At 41.1% G+C, this 17,809-nt stretch carries 17 protein-coding genes and 1 pseudogene; 10 read left to right on the top strand and 8 right to left on the bottom strand.

Annotated features, from left to right (window positions below):
- Positions 1 to 584, top strand: a 584-nt coding sequence (locus WBM49_RS03325; RefSeq protein ID WP_424370645.1) for an MFS transporter, incomplete at its 5' end; no start/stop codon positions are given.
- Between the two features lie 11 nt (positions 585 to 595).
- Positions 596 to 1,732 carry a Gfo/Idh/MocA family protein gene (locus WBM49_RS03320; RefSeq protein WP_424370644.1) on the top strand — a complete coding sequence of 379 codons (1,137 nt, stop codon included), beginning with the start codon at positions 596 to 598 and terminating at the stop codon, positions 1,730 to 1,732.
- Between the two features lie 10 nt (positions 1,733 to 1,742).
- Here WBM49_RS03320 and WBM49_RS03315 read toward each other — a convergent pair whose 3' ends face one another.
- Both WBM49_RS03315 and WBM49_RS03310 read right to left on the bottom strand, forming a co-directional pair.
- Positions 1,743 to 2,210: an ASCH domain-containing protein gene (locus WBM49_RS03315; protein WP_424370643.1), complete on the bottom strand. Its 468-nt coding sequence runs from the start codon at positions 2,208 to 2,210 to the stop codon at positions 1,743 to 1,745.
- 11 nt (positions 2,211 to 2,221) lie between these two features.
- Positions 2,222 to 3,940, bottom strand: a complete 1,719-nt coding sequence (locus tag WBM49_RS03310; RefSeq protein WP_424370642.1) for a GMC oxidoreductase — start codon at positions 3,938 to 3,940, stop codon at positions 2,222 to 2,224.
- 135 nt (positions 3,941 to 4,075) lie between these two features.
- Between WBM49_RS03310 and WBM49_RS03305 the strand changes: the two genes are divergently transcribed.
- The 6 genes from WBM49_RS03305 (at position 4,076) to nadD (ending at position 8,882) form a co-directional block, all read left to right on the top strand.
- Complete coding sequence (locus WBM49_RS03305) at positions 4,076 to 5,128, top strand: sugar phosphate isomerase/epimerase family protein (protein ID WP_424370641.1); 1,053 nt, start codon at positions 4,076 to 4,078, stop codon at positions 5,126 to 5,128.
- Between the two features lie 10 nt (positions 5,129 to 5,138).
- On the top strand, positions 5,139 to 5,897 hold the full coding sequence (locus tag WBM49_RS03300) for a 3-keto-disaccharide hydrolase (protein WP_424370640.1): 759 nt from the start codon (positions 5,139 to 5,141) through the stop codon (positions 5,895 to 5,897).
- A 1-nt stretch (position 5,898) separates the two neighbouring features.
- A complete protein-coding gene (locus WBM49_RS03295; RefSeq protein ID WP_424370639.1) occupies positions 5,899 to 6,714 on the top strand; it encodes a 3-keto-disaccharide hydrolase in 816 nt (271 codons plus the stop codon).
- Positions 6,715 to 6,784: 70 nt separating this feature from the next.
- Entirely contained in the window at positions 6,785 to 7,642 is an 858-nt protein-coding gene (locus WBM49_RS03290; RefSeq protein WP_424370638.1) for a YicC/YloC family endoribonuclease, read from the top strand.
- Positions 7,639 to 8,247 (top strand): guanylate kinase, encoded by a 609-nt coding sequence (gene gmk / locus WBM49_RS03285; protein WP_424370637.1) that lies wholly within the window; start codon positions 7,639 to 7,641, stop codon positions 8,245 to 8,247. Before WBM49_RS03290 ends, gmk begins: the two co-directional genes overlap by 4 nt.
- Before the next feature lie 50 nt (positions 8,248 to 8,297).
- Positions 8,298 to 8,882: a nicotinate (nicotinamide) nucleotide adenylyltransferase gene (nadD, locus tag WBM49_RS03280; RefSeq protein WP_424370636.1), complete on the top strand. Its 585-nt coding sequence runs from the start codon at positions 8,298 to 8,300 to the stop codon at positions 8,880 to 8,882.
- A 107-nt stretch (positions 8,883 to 8,989) separates the two neighbouring features.
- On the opposite strand, the gene WBM49_RS03275 is transcribed toward nadD, so the two are convergent.
- Positions 8,990 to 9,496 (bottom strand): nicotinate-nucleotide adenylyltransferase, encoded by a 507-nt coding sequence (locus tag WBM49_RS03275; RefSeq protein WP_424370635.1) that lies wholly within the window; start codon positions 9,494 to 9,496, stop codon positions 8,990 to 8,992.
- A gap of 124 nt (positions 9,497 to 9,620) precedes the next feature.
- On the bottom strand, positions 9,621 to 10,352 hold the full coding sequence (locus WBM49_RS03270) for a DUF6503 family protein (protein ID WP_424370634.1): 732 nt from the start codon (positions 10,350 to 10,352) through the stop codon (positions 9,621 to 9,623).
- Between the two features lie 86 nt (positions 10,353 to 10,438).
- On the opposite strand from WBM49_RS03270, the gene WBM49_RS03265 reads away from it, so the two are divergent.
- The gene (locus WBM49_RS03265; RefSeq protein WP_424370633.1) at positions 10,439 to 12,208 is read left to right on the top strand and encodes a Na/Pi cotransporter family protein; all 1,770 of its coding nucleotides are present in this window, start codon (positions 10,439 to 10,441) and stop codon (positions 12,206 to 12,208) included.
- A gap of 26 nt (positions 12,209 to 12,234) precedes the next feature.
- Here the strand turns inward: WBM49_RS03265 and WBM49_RS03260 are convergent, their stop codons facing one another.
- Complete coding sequence (locus WBM49_RS03260; RefSeq protein ID WP_424370632.1) at positions 12,235 to 14,511, bottom strand: inorganic phosphate transporter; 2,277 nt, start codon at positions 14,509 to 14,511, stop codon at positions 12,235 to 12,237.
- A gap of 384 nt (positions 14,512 to 14,895) precedes the next feature.
- On the opposite strand from WBM49_RS03260, the gene WBM49_RS03255 reads away from it, so the two are divergent.
- A complete protein-coding gene (locus tag WBM49_RS03255) occupies positions 14,896 to 15,252 on the top strand; it encodes a toxin-antitoxin system YwqK family antitoxin (protein ID WP_424370631.1) in 357 nt (118 codons plus the stop codon).
- A gap of 107 nt (positions 15,253 to 15,359) precedes the next feature.
- Here WBM49_RS03255 and WBM49_RS03250 read toward each other — a convergent pair whose 3' ends face one another.
- The 3 genes and pseudogenes from WBM49_RS03250 to WBM49_RS03240 all read right to left on the bottom strand — a co-directional run.
- Positions 15,360 to 15,764, bottom strand: coding sequence for a carboxypeptidase-like regulatory domain-containing protein (locus tag WBM49_RS03250; protein ID WP_424370630.1), 405 nt, complete (start codon positions 15,762 to 15,764; stop codon positions 15,360 to 15,362).
- 140 nt (positions 15,765 to 15,904) lie between these two features.
- A complete protein-coding gene (locus WBM49_RS03245) occupies positions 15,905 to 17,101 on the bottom strand; it encodes a multidrug transporter (RefSeq protein ID WP_424370629.1) in 1,197 nt (398 codons plus the stop codon).
- A gap of 21 nt (positions 17,102 to 17,122) precedes the next feature.
- A pseudogene (locus WBM49_RS03240) lies at positions 17,123 to 17,809 on the bottom strand (TonB-dependent receptor); the annotation flags it as partial.

Below are 17,809 nucleotides of genomic sequence, written 5' to 3'. Positions count from 1 at the left end.
GAAATTTTTTGATCTTCTTTTTATCCTCCGTACTAATCTGTATTCCATTGGCCTTTTATTACCAAAATGCCAACCCATTCTTAGCTGAAATAGGAATGGACAATCCTACAGGGAAAATGACCATAGGGCAAGCTTCCGAGGTTCTATTTATGTTATTGCTCCCTTTCTTTTTTAAGCGATTTGGATTTAAAATGACCATTATTGCAGGGATGCTTGCATGGGCTGTGAGGTATTTCCTTTTTGCCTATGGCAACGCGGGCGATCTGGCCTTTATGCTGATCATTGGGATCGCACTTCACGGAATTTGTTATGACTTCTTCTTTGTCTCCGGACAGATCTACACGGACTCCAAGGCGGGTGAAAAATTTAAAAGTGCCGCACAGGGCCTTATTACCCTCGCCACCTACGGCTTTGGGATGCTCATAGGATTCTGGGTAGCAGGAAAGATCTCGGATATGTATTTAATTTCCGATAATACCCACGACTGGGTCAACATTTGGACCTTCCCTGCCATTTTTGCTTTTGTGGTAATGGTACTTTTTGCTATCTTTTTCAAGAACGAAGTCATCGAATACAAAAAATAAAAAAGATTAAAATGCCTAAAAAAATAAGACTTGGAATATTGGGAGGTGGTGGAGATTCACTGATTGGGGTGTTACACCGGGTTGCCTCTTTTATAAACGACAATTATGAAATAACAGGCGCTGTCTTTAACCCCAATTATGAGGACAGTTTGGCATTTGCAAAAAAAATAGACGTTCCAACAGATCGGATATACAAAGATTTTGACACCTTGGTAGAAGAGGAGGTAAAGCTTCCCAAGGACAAACGAATACAGGTTTGTGCCATTCTAACGCCAAATTTCCTGCACTTTCCTATGGCCAAAAAGCTTCTGGACAATGGGTTTCACGTGATATGCGAAAAACCTATGACCACCACCTATGAAGAAGCTAAGATTTTACGCGAGGCCCATAAAAAGGCTGGGACTGTTTTCGCAGTAACACATACCTACACCGGTTATCCCATGGTAAGGCAAATACGGGAAATGATTAAAGCGGGAGAACTGGGAAAGATACATAAAGTAGATGCCAGGTATTATCAGGGATGGATAAACCCAATTATCCATGATAAAGAAAAGCGGTCTACGGTCTGGAGACTAGATCCAAAAAAAGCGGGAATAAGCTCTTGTATGGGGGATATAGGTGTTCATGCCTTTAACTTAATAGAATATACCACCGGACTCAAAGTAAAGTCCCTGTTATGCGATTTTAATTACCTCTATTCAGATAATAAAATGGATGTGGACGGCACCGCCCTGATCCGTATGGGAGAACATGTGAAAGGGGTCATCAGAGCAAGCCAGGTAGCAACCGGTGAGGAGAACGGACTGGCCATCAGAATTTATGGAGAAAAATTTGGATTGTTATGGGAACAGGAAAACCCAAATTACCTCTACAAAATAAGTGATACGGAACCCACTCAGCTCTATAAGCCAGGACATGCATACAATTCAAAATTATCGTTGGATGGCACCAAACTTCCACCGGGGCACCCTGAAGGAATATTCGATTCTATGGCCAATATTTATTTAGGAGTGGCAAAAGCCATCCGGGGAGAAGCATTTAATGATGGTGAATTTCCTACGATGACCGATGGGGTTCGCGGTCTCAATTTTATAGAAGCATCTGTTGCTTCTCATAAAGGAGGCAACGTTTGGATAAGTTTGGACTAGGTTTAGGAGTTTATTTCTTTTCAAAGACCTTTTCAAAGATCTCACAGACTATGATCATGCTTTCGCGGGGAACTCTGCCAAAAGGTTCCAGCTCCCGGGTATAATAGTCCCAGTGGGTTTTCTTCCAATACGCCAGGGATTTATCGCCTTCACCTTCCAGGGTGGCATAGGATTCCCTAATACTAAAGAAGGGAGTTAATTTAACCGCCACCGTCCGTACAATACATTTGGCATTTCCCTCCCAGTCAGTGACGATGGTAAAATCTCCAATTTTGGGTAAAGGTTCTTTCCGGTATTGCAAACCAAGCAAGGAGTGAGACGTAGCTTTTTTTACCCCTTTAAGGACCAACTTCAGACATGTATTGGCATCTTTTTCATTATCACAAAAGTGGGTTACGACAGGATCCTTGACAAAGGCATACTCCAGATGCTGATCTAAAAAATCGCCCCATAGGTTTCTAGCAGATGCATTCTTCATAATTGTGTAGGTTAAGAGAATTTTCCTTTTTTAAATTCAGATACCGCATGTTCTGCTGCCCTGGCCGTAAAGGCCATATAGGTGAGTGAAGGATTCACACAACTGGCGGAAGTCATAAATGCCCCGTCTGTGATATAAATATTAGGTACCACATGTACCTGATTGAATTTATTGACCACAGAGGTGCGAGGGTTCCATCCCATCCGTGCTCCACCCATCTCATGAATTCCTAGCCCGGGGCCGGTTTCATTCTCATAGGTTGAGATGTTCCTGAAGCCGGCTGCTTCAAACATCAGAACAATCTGGCGAAGTATATCTTCGCGCATTTTGTATTCATTGTCCTTAAATTCCACATCAAAATCTAGTTGGGGGAGTCCCCATTGATCTAAGTGAGTTTTACTCAGGGTAACCCTATTATCGTCGTAAGGGAGCATTTCCCCAAAACCAGTTACCCCAATTTGCCAGGGTCCGGGTTTTAAGATATTTTCTTTTAATTCTTTGCCATACTGCATTTCGGCAACGGAAACCTTCCAATCTTCACGGCTTGCCCCTCCCTGATAGCCAAAACCACGCAGGTATTCCCTCTTTCTTGTGGTATTGTCCAGATTTACAAAACGAGGGATATAAAAACCATTGGGTCTTCTGCCCTTGTAATATTTATCAAGGTAGCCGTCTACAGACGCCGTGGCTCCTAATTGATAATGGTGGTCCATGAGGTTTCTCCCTACCTGATCAAAATCGTTCCCAATCCCATTTGGGAAGCGTTCAGACTTAGATTGCAGCAAGATCCCTACACTGGCCATGGCAGAGGCGCACAAAAAGATCACCTTGGCATAAAACTCTGATTTTTCATGGGTTTCCGTATCAATTACCCGGACCCCGGTTGCTTTTTTAGTGGTTTCGTCATAGATGACTTCATGTACTATGGAGTTGGATCTCAATGTTAAATTCCCTGTGCGTTCTGCCGCCGGAAGGGTAGAAGAATTACTGCTAAAGTAACCTCCGAAAGGGCAACCTCTCCAACATCGATTTCTATATTGGCATGGGTTTCTGCCTTCAATCTTGGCGTCTGTGTCTGTTATATGCGCTACACGCCCTATGGTTAGCACACGGTCGTCATCAAACTTATTGGCCATGGCAATTTTTAAGTCTTCTTCCGGGCATGTGAGGTCCATGGCTGGTTGAAACTGCCCGTCTGGTAATTGTTGGAGGCCCAGTTTCTCACCACTCACTCCAATATAGGTTTCAACTTTATCATACCAGGGTGCGATGTCTGCATAGCGCACCGGCCAATCTACCGCAATGCCTTCTTTAAGATTGGCTTCAAAATCCAGATCGCTCCATCGATAACTTTGTCTGCCCCAGGTAAGGGAACGCCCACCTACATGATATCCCCGTATCCAATCAAATCGTTTGGTCTCCTGATAGGGATGTTCCAGGTCGTTTACAAAAAAGTGTTTTACATCTTCCTTGGGCGCCCAGCCAACCCTGCCTTGTTTGGGATACTTCTTTTTCTCCTCCCTGGAAAGTTCATTATTATTAGGAAGATCCCATGGATCCATATTCATGGTGGGATAATCTTTTATATGCTGTACCATTCTGCCTCTTTCGAGCACCAGGGTTTTTAAACCTCCCTCGCACAGTTCTTTGGCTGCCCAACCTCCGGTGATCCCAGTACCTACCACAATAGCATCATAATGCTTTTCCACAATGTCCTGGGTATTCTTCATTTAATTCTGTGTTATTTCCTATATTTATAACATTCCCTACAAAGGAGGTTCTGGCTCATTCTATCTAATAAATATAGGACTAAATTCTGAAAGGGACTAAACAGACAATATCATTAATCCCGTAAAACTCTTTCCATGAAAACTATAAAAGGACCAGCAGTTTTCCTTGCCCAATTTGTAGATAGTAAGGCACCTTTTAACTCCCTGGACGGAATGTGTAAATGGGCATCCGATCTCGGGTATAAAGGGATTCAGATCCCTACCTGGGAGCATTTTTTGATCGATCTGGACAAGGCCGCTGAAAGTCAGGATTACTGTGATGAACTCAAGGGGAAGATCAATTCATACGGCCTGGAGATCACCGAACTTTCTACTCATTTACAGGGTCAGTTGGTTGCTGTGCATCCGGCCTATGACCTTATGTTCGACAATTTTGCTCCGGATCGTGTAAAGAACAACCCCAAAGCCCGAACAGAGTGGGCTGTAGATGTGGTGAAAAAGGCAGCAACGGCCAGCAGACGCCTCGGAATAAAGGCCCATGCAACCTTTTCGGGTGCCTTGTTATGGCATACCATGCACCCATGGCCTCAACGGCCACCTGGCCTTGTAGAAATGGGCTTTGAGGAATTGGCCAAGCGCTGGCTGCCCATACTGGACCATTTTGACAAGGAAGGGGTAGACGTTTGTTATGAGATTCATCCGGGGGAAGACCTGCACGATGGGGATACCTTCGAAAGGTTTTTGGAAGCTACCGGGAATCACAAACGGGTAAATATTTTGTACGATCCCAGCCATTTTGTATTGCAACAATTAGATTATATCACTTATATAGATCACTATCACGAATTTATAAAATCGTTTCACGTAAAAGATTCCGAGTTTAATCCTACCGGCAAGAAAGGTGCTTTTGGAGGGTATAATGATTGGGGAAACAGAGCGGGAAGATATCGCTCCCTGGGAGATGGTCAGATAGATTTTAAGACAATATTCTCCAAGCTTACCCAATACGGTTGTGATGTCTGGGCGGTTATGGAATGGGAGTGTTGCATTAAGAGTCCTGAACAAGGAGCCCGTGAAGGTGCCGTCTTTATCCAGGACCATATCATAGAGGCTACCCAAAAAACCTTTGACGATTTTGCAGGAGGGGAGACAGACAAGAAAATGCTCAGGAAAATATTAGGAATTTAATACCTATACTATGAAAAAATACTACGTATTACTTTTAGTCGGTTTACTATTGATGGTAAATTGTAAGGAAAATGAGAAAAAGGAAGAGGTATCAGAGGCAGAGGAATTGGCGATGGAAAAAATGAGCGGTATGGATGAGAACGATTGGATCATGCTTTTTGACGGAACTTCTTTTGATGGATGGAAGGGCTATCTGAAGGATGAGATGCCTCCCAATTGGAAACTTGAAGACGGGGCCATGGTCTTTTATCCCCCTTCGGAGCGGCCAAAAGGTGAGAGTTATAACATTGTCTCAGAGCAGGCTTTTACCAACTTTGTGTTATCCCTGGAATGGAAGGTAGCCGAAGGAGGAAACAGCGGCATCTTTTGGGGAATCAAAGAAGATGCGAAATATGGGCAACCTTACGAGACAGGCCCGGAAATACAGGTTTTAGACGATGAGCGGCATCCTGACGCTAAAAATGGGACAACCCACCAGGCAGGGGCGCTGTACGACATGGTGGCTCCATTGGAGCAAGCCGTAAATAAGGCCGGAGAATGGAATACGTGTGTCCTTACCGTGAATTACAAGGAACAGAGAGGGAGCGTTGCTTTAAATGGGAAGGAGATCGTTACTTTTCCTTTAGACAATGACCAATGGGATGCCCTTGTATCAAAATCTAAATTTGCCTCCTGGGAAGGGTTTGGGAAATTTCAAACTGGTAAAATAGGATTGCAGGATCACGGGGATGTGGTTGCTTTCAGAAACATCAAAATAAAAGAATTATAAAATGAAAGAAACAGTTCTAAGCCTAGTATTGCTCCTTTTGGTTTTTTCGTGCAAAGACATGGAGCCAAAAGACCCTATGGAGGCCAAAGAAACAACAGAACAAGGAATTTTATATGAGGAATACACGGGTGTTGAACCTACCAAGCCAGAAGAAACCGAGATCTATCAACCAGTTCCACCGAAAGTCACTCCCTATATAAAAAACGGGGTTCCTAGTGATGCGTATGTGCTTTTTGACGGGTCGACTTTTGACGAGTGGATGATGGTAAATGACAGTTCTGAAGTATCCTGGAACTTAAATGACGATGGGAGTATGAGCGTAAAGGACAAAACCGGGGATATTATGACGAAGAAGAACTTTGGGGATGTGCAATTACATATTGAATGGCGTTCACCCAAGGAGGTAGAAAGAGAGGGTCAGAACAGGGCTAACAGTGGGGTGTTCCTTCAGGGTTTGTATGAAGTACAGATTTTGGATAACAATGATAATGATACCTATGTGAACGGCCAGGTAGCGGCTATTTATAAACAATACGTGCCTTTGGCCATGGCCTCTGTGCCCAGTGGTGAATGGAATTCCTATGATATTATTTACCGTGCTCCGGAATTTAATGAACAAGGTGATAAAACCAAATCTGCGACCATAACGGTTTTACACAATGGGGTATTGGTTCAGGATCATGTAGAGATCAAAGGAACCACCCCTTATATTGGATGGCCAAAAAATCCACCTCATGGCAGGGGCCCAATCCGTCTGCAGGATCACGGGGACAATAGCAGGGTAAGTTTTCGAAATATATGGGTACGAGAATTGTAGTATGCAAAGAGGTATTACCACAATTTGAGCAGGAGAAATTAAGTACCTTTGGCCAAAATAAAGACAAATTATGATCCAATCCATGACAGGATTTGGGAAGCATGTTATACAGCTTCCAACAAAGAAGATCACCGTTGAGCTTAAATCTCTTAACAGTAAGTCGCTCGATCTTAATGCCAGGATGCCTCAGGCATACAGGGAAAAGGAACTTGAATTGAGGAAGACCATAGCAAGTGCCCTGGTAAGGGGTAAGATAGACTTTGCTTTGTATGTTGAAATTACCGGGGATGAAACTTCTACGGAGGTTAATCAGGCTGTGGTGAAGCAATATATCAAACAATTACGGGCCATTGCAGACGGCGATGATCTGCGACTTATGGAAATGGCTCTTCGATTGCCAGACACCTTAAAAACAGACAGGGATGATATAGACCCGGAAGAGTACAAGGCCATCCTGGAAGCCTTAAAAGAATCTTTGAGGGAGATCCAGACTTTCAGGTCTGAAGAAGGGAGGATACTGGAAAAAGATTTTGCTGCCCGTTTGGATACTTTAAAGTCTTTATTGCAGCAAGTAATGGCTATGGACCCTGATCGTCTTGGAGCCATTCGTGAAAGACTGGATAAAGCCTTAGCTGATCTAAAAGTGGAGGTAGATGCAAATCGTTTTGAACAGGAACTTATTTATTACCTGGAAAAGTTTGATATTACGGAAGAAAAAGTGCGCTTGGAAAACCACCTTAATTACTTTAAAGAGACCATGGATTCTGATGATTCCAATGGCAAAAAGCTAGGATTCATTAGTCAGGAGATTGGCAGGGAGATCAATACTATTGGATCCAAGGCCAATTATGCACCCATGCAACAATTAGTGGTACAAATGAAGGATGAATTGGAGAAGATCAAAGAACAAATGCTGAATGTCTTATGAGTAAGGGGGGGAAACTTATTATTTTCTCGGCACCATCCGGAAGCGGGAAGACTACTATAGTACGATACCTTTTAGAGCAACCAGAACTCAATCTGGCATTCTCTGTTTCCGCCACGTCCAGAAGCAGGAGAGGGAAGGAGAAGCATGGGGAGCATTATTACTTTATGTCACTTTCCGAATTTAAGAAGCACATTAAGAACGATGATTTTCTGGAGTGGGAAGAGGTGTACAGGGATAATTTTTACGGAACGCTTAAAAGCGAAGTGGAACGGTTGTGGGAAGAAGGGAAGAATGTAATCTTCGATATAGACGTAGCGGGCGGCTTGCGGATCAAAAAGAAGTTCCCAGAAGAAACTCTGGCAGTATTTGTAAAGCCACCCAGCGTGGATGAGCTAAAGATACGCCTCAAGAAACGAAGTACAGAGTCTGATGAGAAGATCAATATGCGGATAGCCAAGGCCTCTGTAGAATTGGCCACCGCGCCTCAATTTGATCTGGTGATAAAGAATTACGATCTGGATAAGGCTTTAAAAGAGGCACATACAATGGTGGCCGATTATTTAGGGGTAGACCCCTCTTTCCAAAAGAATAAACCCAAAAGCTAGCCGTATCAACAAGCCAGCATATCAAAATACATCCATATAAGACAGAGCTCATGAAGCAGGTTGGACTATATTTCGGCACCTTTAACCCTATCCATATAGGTCATTTGGTGATAGCCAATCATATGGTAGAATTCTCTTCCCTGGATGAGGTTTGGTTTGTAATAACGCCTCAGAGTCCTTTTAAGCTCAAACAGTCCTTATTGGAGAATCATCACCGGTATCAGATGGTATCTGAAGCCATACTGCAGTATCCAAAATTAAAGGCAAGTACCATTGAATTCGATCTGCCTCAACCCAATTACACCATCCATACGCTCATCCATTTAAAGGAAAAGTACGGGAAGAAATATTCATTTTCTCTTTTGCTGGGGGAAGATAATTTGAAGAGTTTTCACAAGTGGAAGAACTATGAGGAGATCCTGGCTGCTCATGATTTATATGTTTATCCCAGAATATCCGGAGGGAATATCCCTGAAGAATTTAGGGAACATCAGAAAGTACATACTGTAGAAGCACCCATTATGGAGATCTCTTCAACCTTCATCAGGAAAAGCCATAAAGCTGGGAAGAATGTTAGGCCAATGCTGCCAGAGGCGGTCTGGAAGTATATGGATGAAATGAATTTCTACCGCTGAGATTATTTTGGGAACCCTTTAAAAAAAAGGTCCTGCCTTTTTTGGGCAGAACCTTTATTCCTAGTGTTAATTTCTACTAAATAAAGCCCTGGGAACCAAGAGTAAATTTATAAGAATGTACCTTCATCATTTACCTTAACTCTCATCTTTTTATCACCATTTACAAGAATAAGTTTGTAGATTTTATTAGCACCTTTATTATCACTATAAGTAACGCGATAAACGTCTTTGGTAACGGTCCAATTGGGGAACCTATCTAATACAGCGTTTTTAACAGCATCAGTGAGTGCTATGTTTTCAAATTTTTCGATGGTTCTAACAATTTGTCCAGTTCCATCATATACGGCAACAATTTTTCCATCAGGGATAAAGAAAGATACAGTGTAAAAATCAAAATCATCCTGATAAAAATCGGCTTCCGTTACATCATAGGCTGCAACCTTGCGTTCCAACATTTTAACCGGAATAGCGGCAACTTTGGAATCGGCTGCATTCAAATATTTGTAGTTCATAGGTCTTACGACCACTTCAGAAAGCTCTTCAACCTTTACAACCTGGGTATAGGCTGGGATGGTTAGTCCGAGAGCTAGTAAACCAAGGATTATTTTTTTCATGGCATTTAATTTATGTGATAAAATGCCCTATTTAGTACTATAGGACCACAAAGGTAAGGGGGAAGAATAAGTTCCGAAATGATATAGGTCAGTTCTCCTATATAATTAGTAGGTATTAAAATGACTAGTTAAGCGCCTTATAGGAGGTCAACAGATCTGTGCCCAATAACTGTTTTTCCTTATTGGTAAACCAACTTCTTTTCTTAGGAATTTTCATGCCGTTCACGGATTCTAATCCTTCTAGCAAAACATATTCTCCATCTTTTTTGGATTCATCGTGAAAGAATTGATAAACCTCCATTGCATAGGTTTTAGGGTCAAAGTAGAAATACCATGTATCCTCACCAACACTTTCATCATAAGTAACCTTTAAAACAAGATAATCTTTACCCTTTAATGATTTTGTTTTGACCTTTGGGTTTATTCGCGTTCCTGAGTCCTTTAGCTTCATAGGTAGTCCATACAAATAGAGATAGTAATTCTTCATAGTCATTGCACGCTCACAAGTCAAGCGATGTGCTTTCCTGTCTTCCTCTGATATATAGGTTCTACCATTTAGTTTTATACTACATTCTCCTTTAGCTATAGTTTGTTCAGTGGTAATACCTTCTTTTTTTGAAGTTAATCTGAAGTATTCCCTTGGCATATCAATTTCAATTTTACTAAATCTTTTTCCTCCATCTGGGTAAGTCATCGTTATTTCCAGTTTTCCCTGAAGCTTACTCCATACTCCATTTGGGTCATGATAAGTAATAGACTTGTTCAATAATTCCTCGCTGCTGATATTTTGTGCCAATATGCTGTTTCCTAAAATGAGAAGCGGATAGAGTAACAGGAGTATAATTTTACTTTTCATTTTAAATGATTTATAATAGATAGTAATTTATAAAATTATTTTAAATTGTTCAGAACAGGTTTATTCTGGGTTTAATTTGGGATGTCATGGAATTCGGTTTTGTTCAAGTACTACAACTCTTAGGTGCCTTAGGCCTTTTTCTTTTTGGGATGAAGGTCATGAGCGATGCATTGTTACTGCTTGCCGGAAACAAAATGCGTGGCATTCTGGCTACCATGACCTCTAATCGGTTTTTGGGGATCACTACGGGGTTTTTAATAACCTCCGTGATACAATCCTCCTCTGCCACCACCTTAATGGTTGTAAGCTTTTCTAACGCGTCGCTGCTAACACTTGCAGAATCTATTAGTGTTATTATGGGAGCCAACATTGGCACCACCATTACCGCCTGGCTCATCACTATCCTTGGATTTAAGGTAAGTATGAGTGAAATAGCATTGCCTCTGGTTGGATTTGGCTTCCTGTTTATGTTTTCGAAAAAGCCGAATTTTAAAAACTGGGGAGGCTTTATTATTGGCTTCGCCATTCTCTTTATTGGCTTGCAATTTTTAAAGGAAGCCATGCCCAATATCAATAATAATCCCGGCATTTTGGAATTCCTGAATCGCTATACCGAGATGGGGTTTGCTTCTATATTGCTTTTTCTTTTTATTGGAACCGTACTTACCATTATTGTGCAATCTTCTAGTGCAACTATGGCACTTACACTCCTTATGACCGCAGAGGGCTGGATTCCTTTTGAATTGGCCGCAGCCATGGTTTTGGGAGAAAATATAGGAACTACCATTACCGCTAATTTGGCTGCTATCGTGGCAAATTTTCAGGCCAAAAGAACTGCCAGGGCGCATTTGATATTTAATCTTATAGGGGTAATTTGGATGCTACTTTTGTTTTATCCTTTTTTAAGGATGATAAGTTGGGTATCTACGCACCTGGGTAGCGACTCACCATATATCAGTGCAGCAGCCATTCCTGTAGCCATCTCTTTATTCCATACATTCTTCAATATTCTAAACACCCTGTTATTGGTATGGTTTATAAATCCTATTGCCAGACTGGTGGAACGTTTAGTGCCTGAAAGAATACAAGCTGAAAAAGCCATTGATCAGCCTAAATATCTCAACAAAAAAGTATCGAAATATCCGGAAACAATCATTGCATTATTAGTGCAGGAATCTCGGCATCTCTACATACAAACTATCTTTAAAATAGTGGCGCACGCCATGAATATTCATACCAAAGACATCATATCAGAAGAGAAGCCCAGAGGGATCATTGAGAAGTCGCGTGAGAAGTTTGGAATAGACGTGCGCGAACTGTACTTAAGTAAAGTAAAAACCATTTACGGGGAGATCATTACCTATGCGACCAATGCACAAAGCGCCCTCAAATTATCGGAAGCTCAGAATAACCGTGTCCTGGAAATTAAAGTGGCTAACAGGAAGATGGTAGAGATCATTAAGGATGTGGGAGAATTAAACCGAAATGTCTCCAAGTATATGGATTCTGAGAATCCATATATCCAAAAAGAATACAATAGGTTTAGAAAGAAGATAGTAAAAGTATTGAGGGTCATTTATCAGTTAAGAAGTGAAGAAATGACAGAGGCATATCATAAAAAATTACAGAACTTACGAACGATTTCTAAAAAGGAAATCGAAAAAGGCCCTGATCTAAATACGCTGATCTCAGAAAATAAGATCACTACAGATATGGCGTCGTCCCTGGTCAATGACCATGACCATTTACATGAAGTGATCAAGAAGTTAATAGATGTGGCCCAATTGCTCTACAGTTCAAAAGATCCTTTAATGGAAGTAGAAAAGGACGATGCATCTTCCATAAAAGCGGCCTGAGATAAAGTATAAATGTTTAAGAAAATTTAAGGAACCTCTTCAATGGCTGCCGGTTCTACATTCCCATCGTAATCTTGGTAGTAAAGTTCCAACAAATTCATTGTAGCACTGATAAGGTCTTTGGTTTCGGTTAGCAGGCTGAAATAAAGAGTGGTGTTCTTTGGGCTAGATTCCTCATTTCGTGTTCTGGCAATTTGCTGCATTATCTTTTGAGAGACCATATCGAGAAGTTCTGTTTTATGGCCAATGACCACACCAATTTCATCAAAAGATCGCTTTTCAAAAGCGGCCCTTGTTTTTTCCATCAAATCTTCTAGCTCTTCGTCAATTTCTTTGAGTTCCCGGATCTGAGAATACTTAAGTTTTTTGTGGTTGTTATTGACATGTTTATAGCTGATCTTAATGATATACTCCAGAGATTGCGCCATGTCTTGCAGATAGTCTAGTGTATTTAAATAAAAGTTAGTGGCACCTTCACTTCCTTCGTCCAGGTTTTTGATGAAGTAGAAGATATTGTCCCTCAGGTCGTCTATTTCTGCCGAAAGTTTATTGGCTTGTTTGCGATTCTTTTTCAGCAGGTCCAGATCTTGTTTTGCCAAGCCATTAATAGAATTGGTAAAGATCCTGTTGCTCCTTTTCACGACATTGGCAATATTTCCGGCGCTCTCCAGAATAACACCCTGAATAGAACTGCTTTCGGCCCTTTTAAGTCCGTACTCCATTTTTTCTTCCTGTGCTTTTTTCCTATGGTTCAGATAATTTCTTGTCAGGATTACCGCAGCTAAAAACAGTAAGACACCCAAGGCAATAGAACCACCTATGTATAGTATATAGGCCACAAAAGCAGCAGCAATAAAGGCAGTTATTGCTGTTAGGAACCACCCGCCAATGACATTAAAAACACCAGCTACCCGGTACACCGCGCTTTCACTTCCCCATGCTTTGTCTGCCAGGGAAGTACCCATAGCGACCATAAAGGTTACATACGTTGTGGAAAGCGGCAACTTCATAGAAGTGGCCAGGGAGATAAGAACACTGGCGACCATCAGGTTTACAGCGGCCCTTACCAAATCGAAGGCCGGGAGTTCTTTTACCTTGCTTTTAGGAAGGTAGCTTGTATCTTTTTCATACTGCTGATCTATTTTTTTCTTGACAAATGTGGGGATGATCCCATTGATATTCTCGTACGTTTTTATAGAGTATTTTACAACCAGACGCGATAAGAAATTAGGTTGAAACCGTTCTTCCCCTTCATCTTGTCTTGAAAGATCTACACTGGTTTTTACTACATTTCTTGCTTTGGTAGAAAACCAGAGTGTAATGATCATAACAATACCAGATAACAGCAATAAAAGGGTAGGGGTTTGAACAGCGGCATTGAGGCCTTCCATGGTATATTCATTTGCCGCAATACCTGTGCCCTGCCAATCCTGAAATGATTGAAAAGCTGCTATGGGAACACCGATAAAGTTAACCAGATCATTACCCGCAAAGGCCATGGCCAGGGCGAAAGTACCAAGGATAATAATAAGCTTGTAAATATTTTGCTTGAATACCTGCATGGTGAGCCAGGAGACAATAAACCAAAAAACCAGGTTTATCAGGATAAAGACCTCGGTATTCAATGCGATCAGTTCGTTTGTAGATTCACTTAAGAGAGCTGTACTCTTCAGACCCTTTACGATGATAAAATAAACAATACTGGTAATGGCAATTCCACCAAAAACAGAACCTATCCAAACGGGTTTTTTATTATAACTAAAAGTGAGAAATATCCGTGTCACGAACTGTATGAGGGCACCAATAGTAAAGGCGATCACTACAGATAAAATGATGCCAAGGATTATTTCTGAAGCTTTATCTGTATTGATATAGGTCCAGAGATCTGTAAAACCCCCACCAAAGTCTAATATCTTTACCGTAGAAATAGCTACTGCAGCACCTAATAATTCAAAAACAATGGAAACTGTGGTAGAGGTAGGCATCCCCAGGGTATTGAAAAAATCTAGCAGCAAAATGTCTGTGATCATAACGGCCATGAATATGATCATGATCTCAGAAAAAACAAATTCGCTAGGATTAAAAATCCCTTTTCTGGCTACTTCCATCATTCCGCTGGAAGACATCGCACCAAAAGCGATCCCAACACTAGCAACTATCATAATGGTTTTAAAGGAAATGGCCTTAGATCCGATGGCAGAATTTAAAAAATTGACCGCATCATTACTTACACCTACTACGAGATCCGTTACAGCCAGGGCTGCCAGGGCAATAATCATAAAAAGATAGATGTTCTCTCCCATACGGATTTGATCTGCACAAAAATGCCGATTACTTACCTAATCTGTGTTAATATAAAGTTATGAATCCGGGAGGGGTAAATCCCTCAAATCCAGGATTGCCAAGTTTAAGAAAATACTTCCTAAGAATCTAATTATATAAAGAATTATCGAATACTATGGAGCAGTATCTGAATATGTCATCAAATAATGAATTACTAGCTAATGCTATTTATATCAATAGAGTAATATAGGTGTGTTCTATCTTGTTATATTAATTAAATGTTACGCAACTATACTTTTTTGATAACAAAAACGTTCTTAATGTAAATTTAATGTAAACTATATGTTGTGTAATAGTTAAAAAAGTGTAACTTTACACCGTTGAAAAGATTAAAAAAACATACTATGAAGGCGATTATTTGTACAGTAACCCTGGTTTTAATGAGCATTGTTACCTATGGTCAGAAAGATAAAGAATTGGTCATGAATGAGGATACAGGGCTTATTGAAGCCGTATATTTTTATGACAATGGAGTGATAAGCCAAAAAGGGACCTTTAATCTGGATCGCAAATTACACGGTGAGTGGATCAGTTATAATGAAGAAGGAGATATCATAGCACAAGGATTCTATGAAAGAGGTCTTAGAACTGGTACCTGGACATTTTGGCAAGACGGCACTATGAAAAAAGTGGAGTATAGCAATAATGCCGTAGCTAGCGTTGATGGAAAAAAGAGCAGTAATACACTGGTAAAGAATTAAACAGTTAGACGTTTACCGGCCTAAAACATAAATCCCGCCATTGGCGGGATTTATGTTTTTAGCAATTCAATAAAATTTAATTGTCTAATAAGATATAATGGGGTTGTTTATTTTTCACCCCTACCGTGTAAATTGGTCTGCTCTAAAATTTGCACTTCCTTTTTGGCGGTGTCTATAGTTGCCATATCATCAAAACTCAGTTGCTTGGCTGCAAGACTTTTGGTTAGTCTTACCACTTTATCGTTTTCTACTTCAACGGCTAATTCCACGCTTTCATACCCAAGATAATCTATAACAAGGGTGTAGTTGCCGGGCGCTATTCCGGTGATTTCAAAATTACCATGAAAATTAGTTTGTACTCTTTTAGAGGTTTCTTTTAAATGAACTTCCGCATAGATCAAAGGTTCATTAAATACTTCCTGATCAAGAATTGTACCTGCTATTGTTCCTTGTGCCTGTGAAAACACTGCTACAGAGGAGATAAAGAAAAGAAAACCAAGAAGTTTTTTCATCAACAAATAATTTCTGTTACAAAGGAACTCTATCAATGTAAAAATAAGGTTACCTCCAGTTTAACAATTAGTAAGGAAAGCGTTAATAAAAAAGCCCCGCATTGCGGGGCTTTAACTAAATTTCAATTGGCTAATTTATCTTAGTTAATTCCTATTGTCCATCCGGCTCCCCAGCTGGCTACATCCGTGCCGGTACCATTACCATCACCACTGATGAAATCTGCTTCTGTAAAGGTAAATCCTGTGTCATTTTTCAATTTGGTAGTAACATTGGTAAAGGTTACATCGGTTACTCCTAATAACCCGTCTATTACACCTTGCCCTGTTGGATTGTCTCCTGCATCGCCATCGAGGTCGAATGCTTCATCAAAATCTGTAAAAACCAGGTTTGTAAAGAGGCCTTGGGTCCCCGCTCTTAGACGGACAGCTTCAGCCCCGTCATTGGCACCTACAATGGTTACATTGGTCACATTCGGGGCAGAGAAATACCCACCTTCATTACTGAAATCGGTATTGTATCCGTCGCATTCAAAAGCTTTGTCATGTGAAGCCCCGTGCTGCACATAGATATCGGTTAATGTTCCTGTAAATCCTTCGGTCCAGTCTATAGAATCGTCTTCTGCATTTACAACAACAATATGGCTTGCATTTACTGTGCCTCCAAAAAACTCTACACCATCATCAGAGCCTTCGTAGATCTCAACGTAATCTATCGTAGTTCCACTACCTACAGCATACATGGAAAGTCCGTTTAATTCCGCATTTCCATCAATGGCCCCACCGGCATACTCAATTCGTACATACTGTACGGAACCAGAATTATCAGCTGGGATATTCCCCCCGTAGGAAAGTCCGCCTACCTCAGATGTTGAGGTGTCCGTAGAACCATCTGCTGTAGAGTTGATAGGGGCAGATCCGCAAATAACCAAACCACCCCAGTCACCTGAAGAAGGGCTACTTGCATTGGAAGTTAGAATGATTGGACTTGAGGCAGAACCAACAGCACTGATCCTTGCTCCTTGTTGAATGGCTATATAAGCATTCACACCTACCGGTTGTGCTTTTACGGTCATTCCTGCAGGGATGGTTAAGGTGGTTCCTGAAGCCATTAGTACTGGTCCGGTGATTATGTATTCAACATCCGGATCCAGAGTTAGGTTCTCAGTGTAAACTCCACTCAGATTTTCTGTAGTGGCACCTGGGTTTTCACCTCCGCCTGTAGTTGTAGTATTGTTTGTGACACTATTATCGGTGATAATAATATCGGCAGTATCATCGCTTTCACACGCTATAAGGAGAGAAGCGGCGATTCCTAATAGTAATAAGTTGTTTTTCATTGTTTTTCGTTTAAGAATGTATTAGAATTTATATTTAAGAGTGAGGCCAACATTTATTCCTCGTTTGTACTCGCGTAAGATGACGTTGCCATCTTTTACAAAGCCTTGAACCAACGGATTGGTATCTTCCACACCGGTGTTTTCTCTGAAAAGAGAAATATCCGGGTTCAATAAGTTCATGGCACTTAAGTTTGCTTCTAAGTGCTCTCCAAAAGTATTTCTCCACACAAAATTTAAGCTGGGAACTCCTTTCTCTATCATATTCCCCAGGTTACCACTTCCAATGGCATAGATACGATCTGAAAAATATGAGAATGCAACGGTAGCAGCGGGTTTATACTTCCCAAATTCCGGGCTGTAACTAATATCCGCATTTACAATTACCGGGGAGGCACCTTCCAATTCTTCTGTTGTTCTGTCCGAAAAGGAAGTTCCAAACGTAAACCCATCGGAGGTGGATACGGTTTTAAGATCTTGTTCGGTATAGGTATAGGCGGCATTAGCCCCTACAGTTAGTACGGAATTCTCCTTACTATCTTTTAGGATGTTTTTACGAACCTCAACTTCTACCCCATATACCTTAGCCTGTTCTCCGGTCCTGAAGTAACGTTGGTTCCCTGTTGCGTCGGTGGCTACTACCCTGTTTACAGGATCGTTAATGGTTTTGGCAAATGCTGCAATGGATACTAACTCCCCACGACTTGGGAA

The sequence above is a fragment of the Muriicola sp. genome (assembly GCF_049669965.1).
Lineage (GTDB): Bacteria > Bacteroidota > Bacteroidia > Flavobacteriales > Flavobacteriaceae > Muriicola.
Note: the sequence above shows the minus strand (reverse complement) of the source record. Positions and strands in the feature narration are given on the sequence as shown.

Excerpts from the sequence above, each read along its gene's own strand:
- WBM49_RS03255 (WP_424370631.1), top strand. The coding sequence starts at position 14,896 with ATGAAGGCGATTATTTGTACAGTAACCCTGGTTTTAATGAGCATTGTT.
- WBM49_RS03305 (WP_424370641.1), top strand. The coding sequence starts at position 4,076 with ATGAAAACTATAAAAGGACCAGCAGTTTTCCTTGCCCAATTTGTAGAT.
- WBM49_RS03290 (WP_424370638.1), top strand. The coding sequence starts at position 6,785 with ATGATCCAATCCATGACAGGATTTGGGAAGCATGTTATACAGCTTCCA.
- WBM49_RS03320 (WP_424370644.1), top strand. The coding sequence starts at position 596 with ATGCCTAAAAAAATAAGACTTGGAATATTGGGAGGTGGTGGAGATTCA.
- WBM49_RS03295 (WP_424370639.1), top strand. The coding sequence starts at position 5,899 with ATGAAAGAAACAGTTCTAAGCCTAGTATTGCTCCTTTTGGTTTTTTCG.
- WBM49_RS03300 (WP_424370640.1), top strand. The coding sequence starts at position 5,139 with ATGAAAAAATACTACGTATTACTTTTAGTCGGTTTACTATTGATGGTA.
- WBM49_RS03260 (WP_424370632.1), bottom strand. The coding sequence starts at position 14,511 with ATGGGAGAGAACATCTATCTTTTTATGATTATTGCCCTGGCAGCCCTG.
- WBM49_RS03265 (WP_424370633.1), top strand. The coding sequence starts at position 10,439 with ATGGAATTCGGTTTTGTTCAAGTACTACAACTCTTAGGTGCCTTAGGC.
- WBM49_RS03275 (WP_424370635.1), bottom strand. The coding sequence starts at position 9,496 with ATGAAAAAAATAATCCTTGGTTTACTAGCTCTCGGACTAACCATCCCA.
- WBM49_RS03270 (WP_424370634.1), bottom strand. The coding sequence starts at position 10,352 with ATGAAAAGTAAAATTATACTCCTGTTACTCTATCCGCTTCTCATTTTA.
- WBM49_RS03310 (WP_424370642.1), bottom strand. The coding sequence starts at position 3,940 with ATGAAGAATACCCAGGACATTGTGGAAAAGCATTATGATGCTATTGTG.
- nadD (WP_424370636.1), top strand. The coding sequence starts at position 8,298 with ATGAAGCAGGTTGGACTATATTTCGGCACCTTTAACCCTATCCATATA.
- gmk (WP_424370637.1), top strand. The coding sequence starts at position 7,639 with ATGAGTAAGGGGGGGAAACTTATTATTTTCTCGGCACCATCCGGAAGC.
- WBM49_RS03250 (WP_424370630.1), bottom strand. The coding sequence starts at position 15,764 with ATGAAAAAACTTCTTGGTTTTCTTTTCTTTATCTCCTCTGTAGCAGTG.
- WBM49_RS03315 (WP_424370643.1), bottom strand. The coding sequence starts at position 2,210 with ATGAAGAATGCATCTGCTAGAAACCTATGGGGCGATTTTTTAGATCAG.
- WBM49_RS03245 (WP_424370629.1), bottom strand. The coding sequence starts at position 17,101 with ATGAAAAACAACTTATTACTATTAGGAATCGCCGCTTCTCTCCTTATA.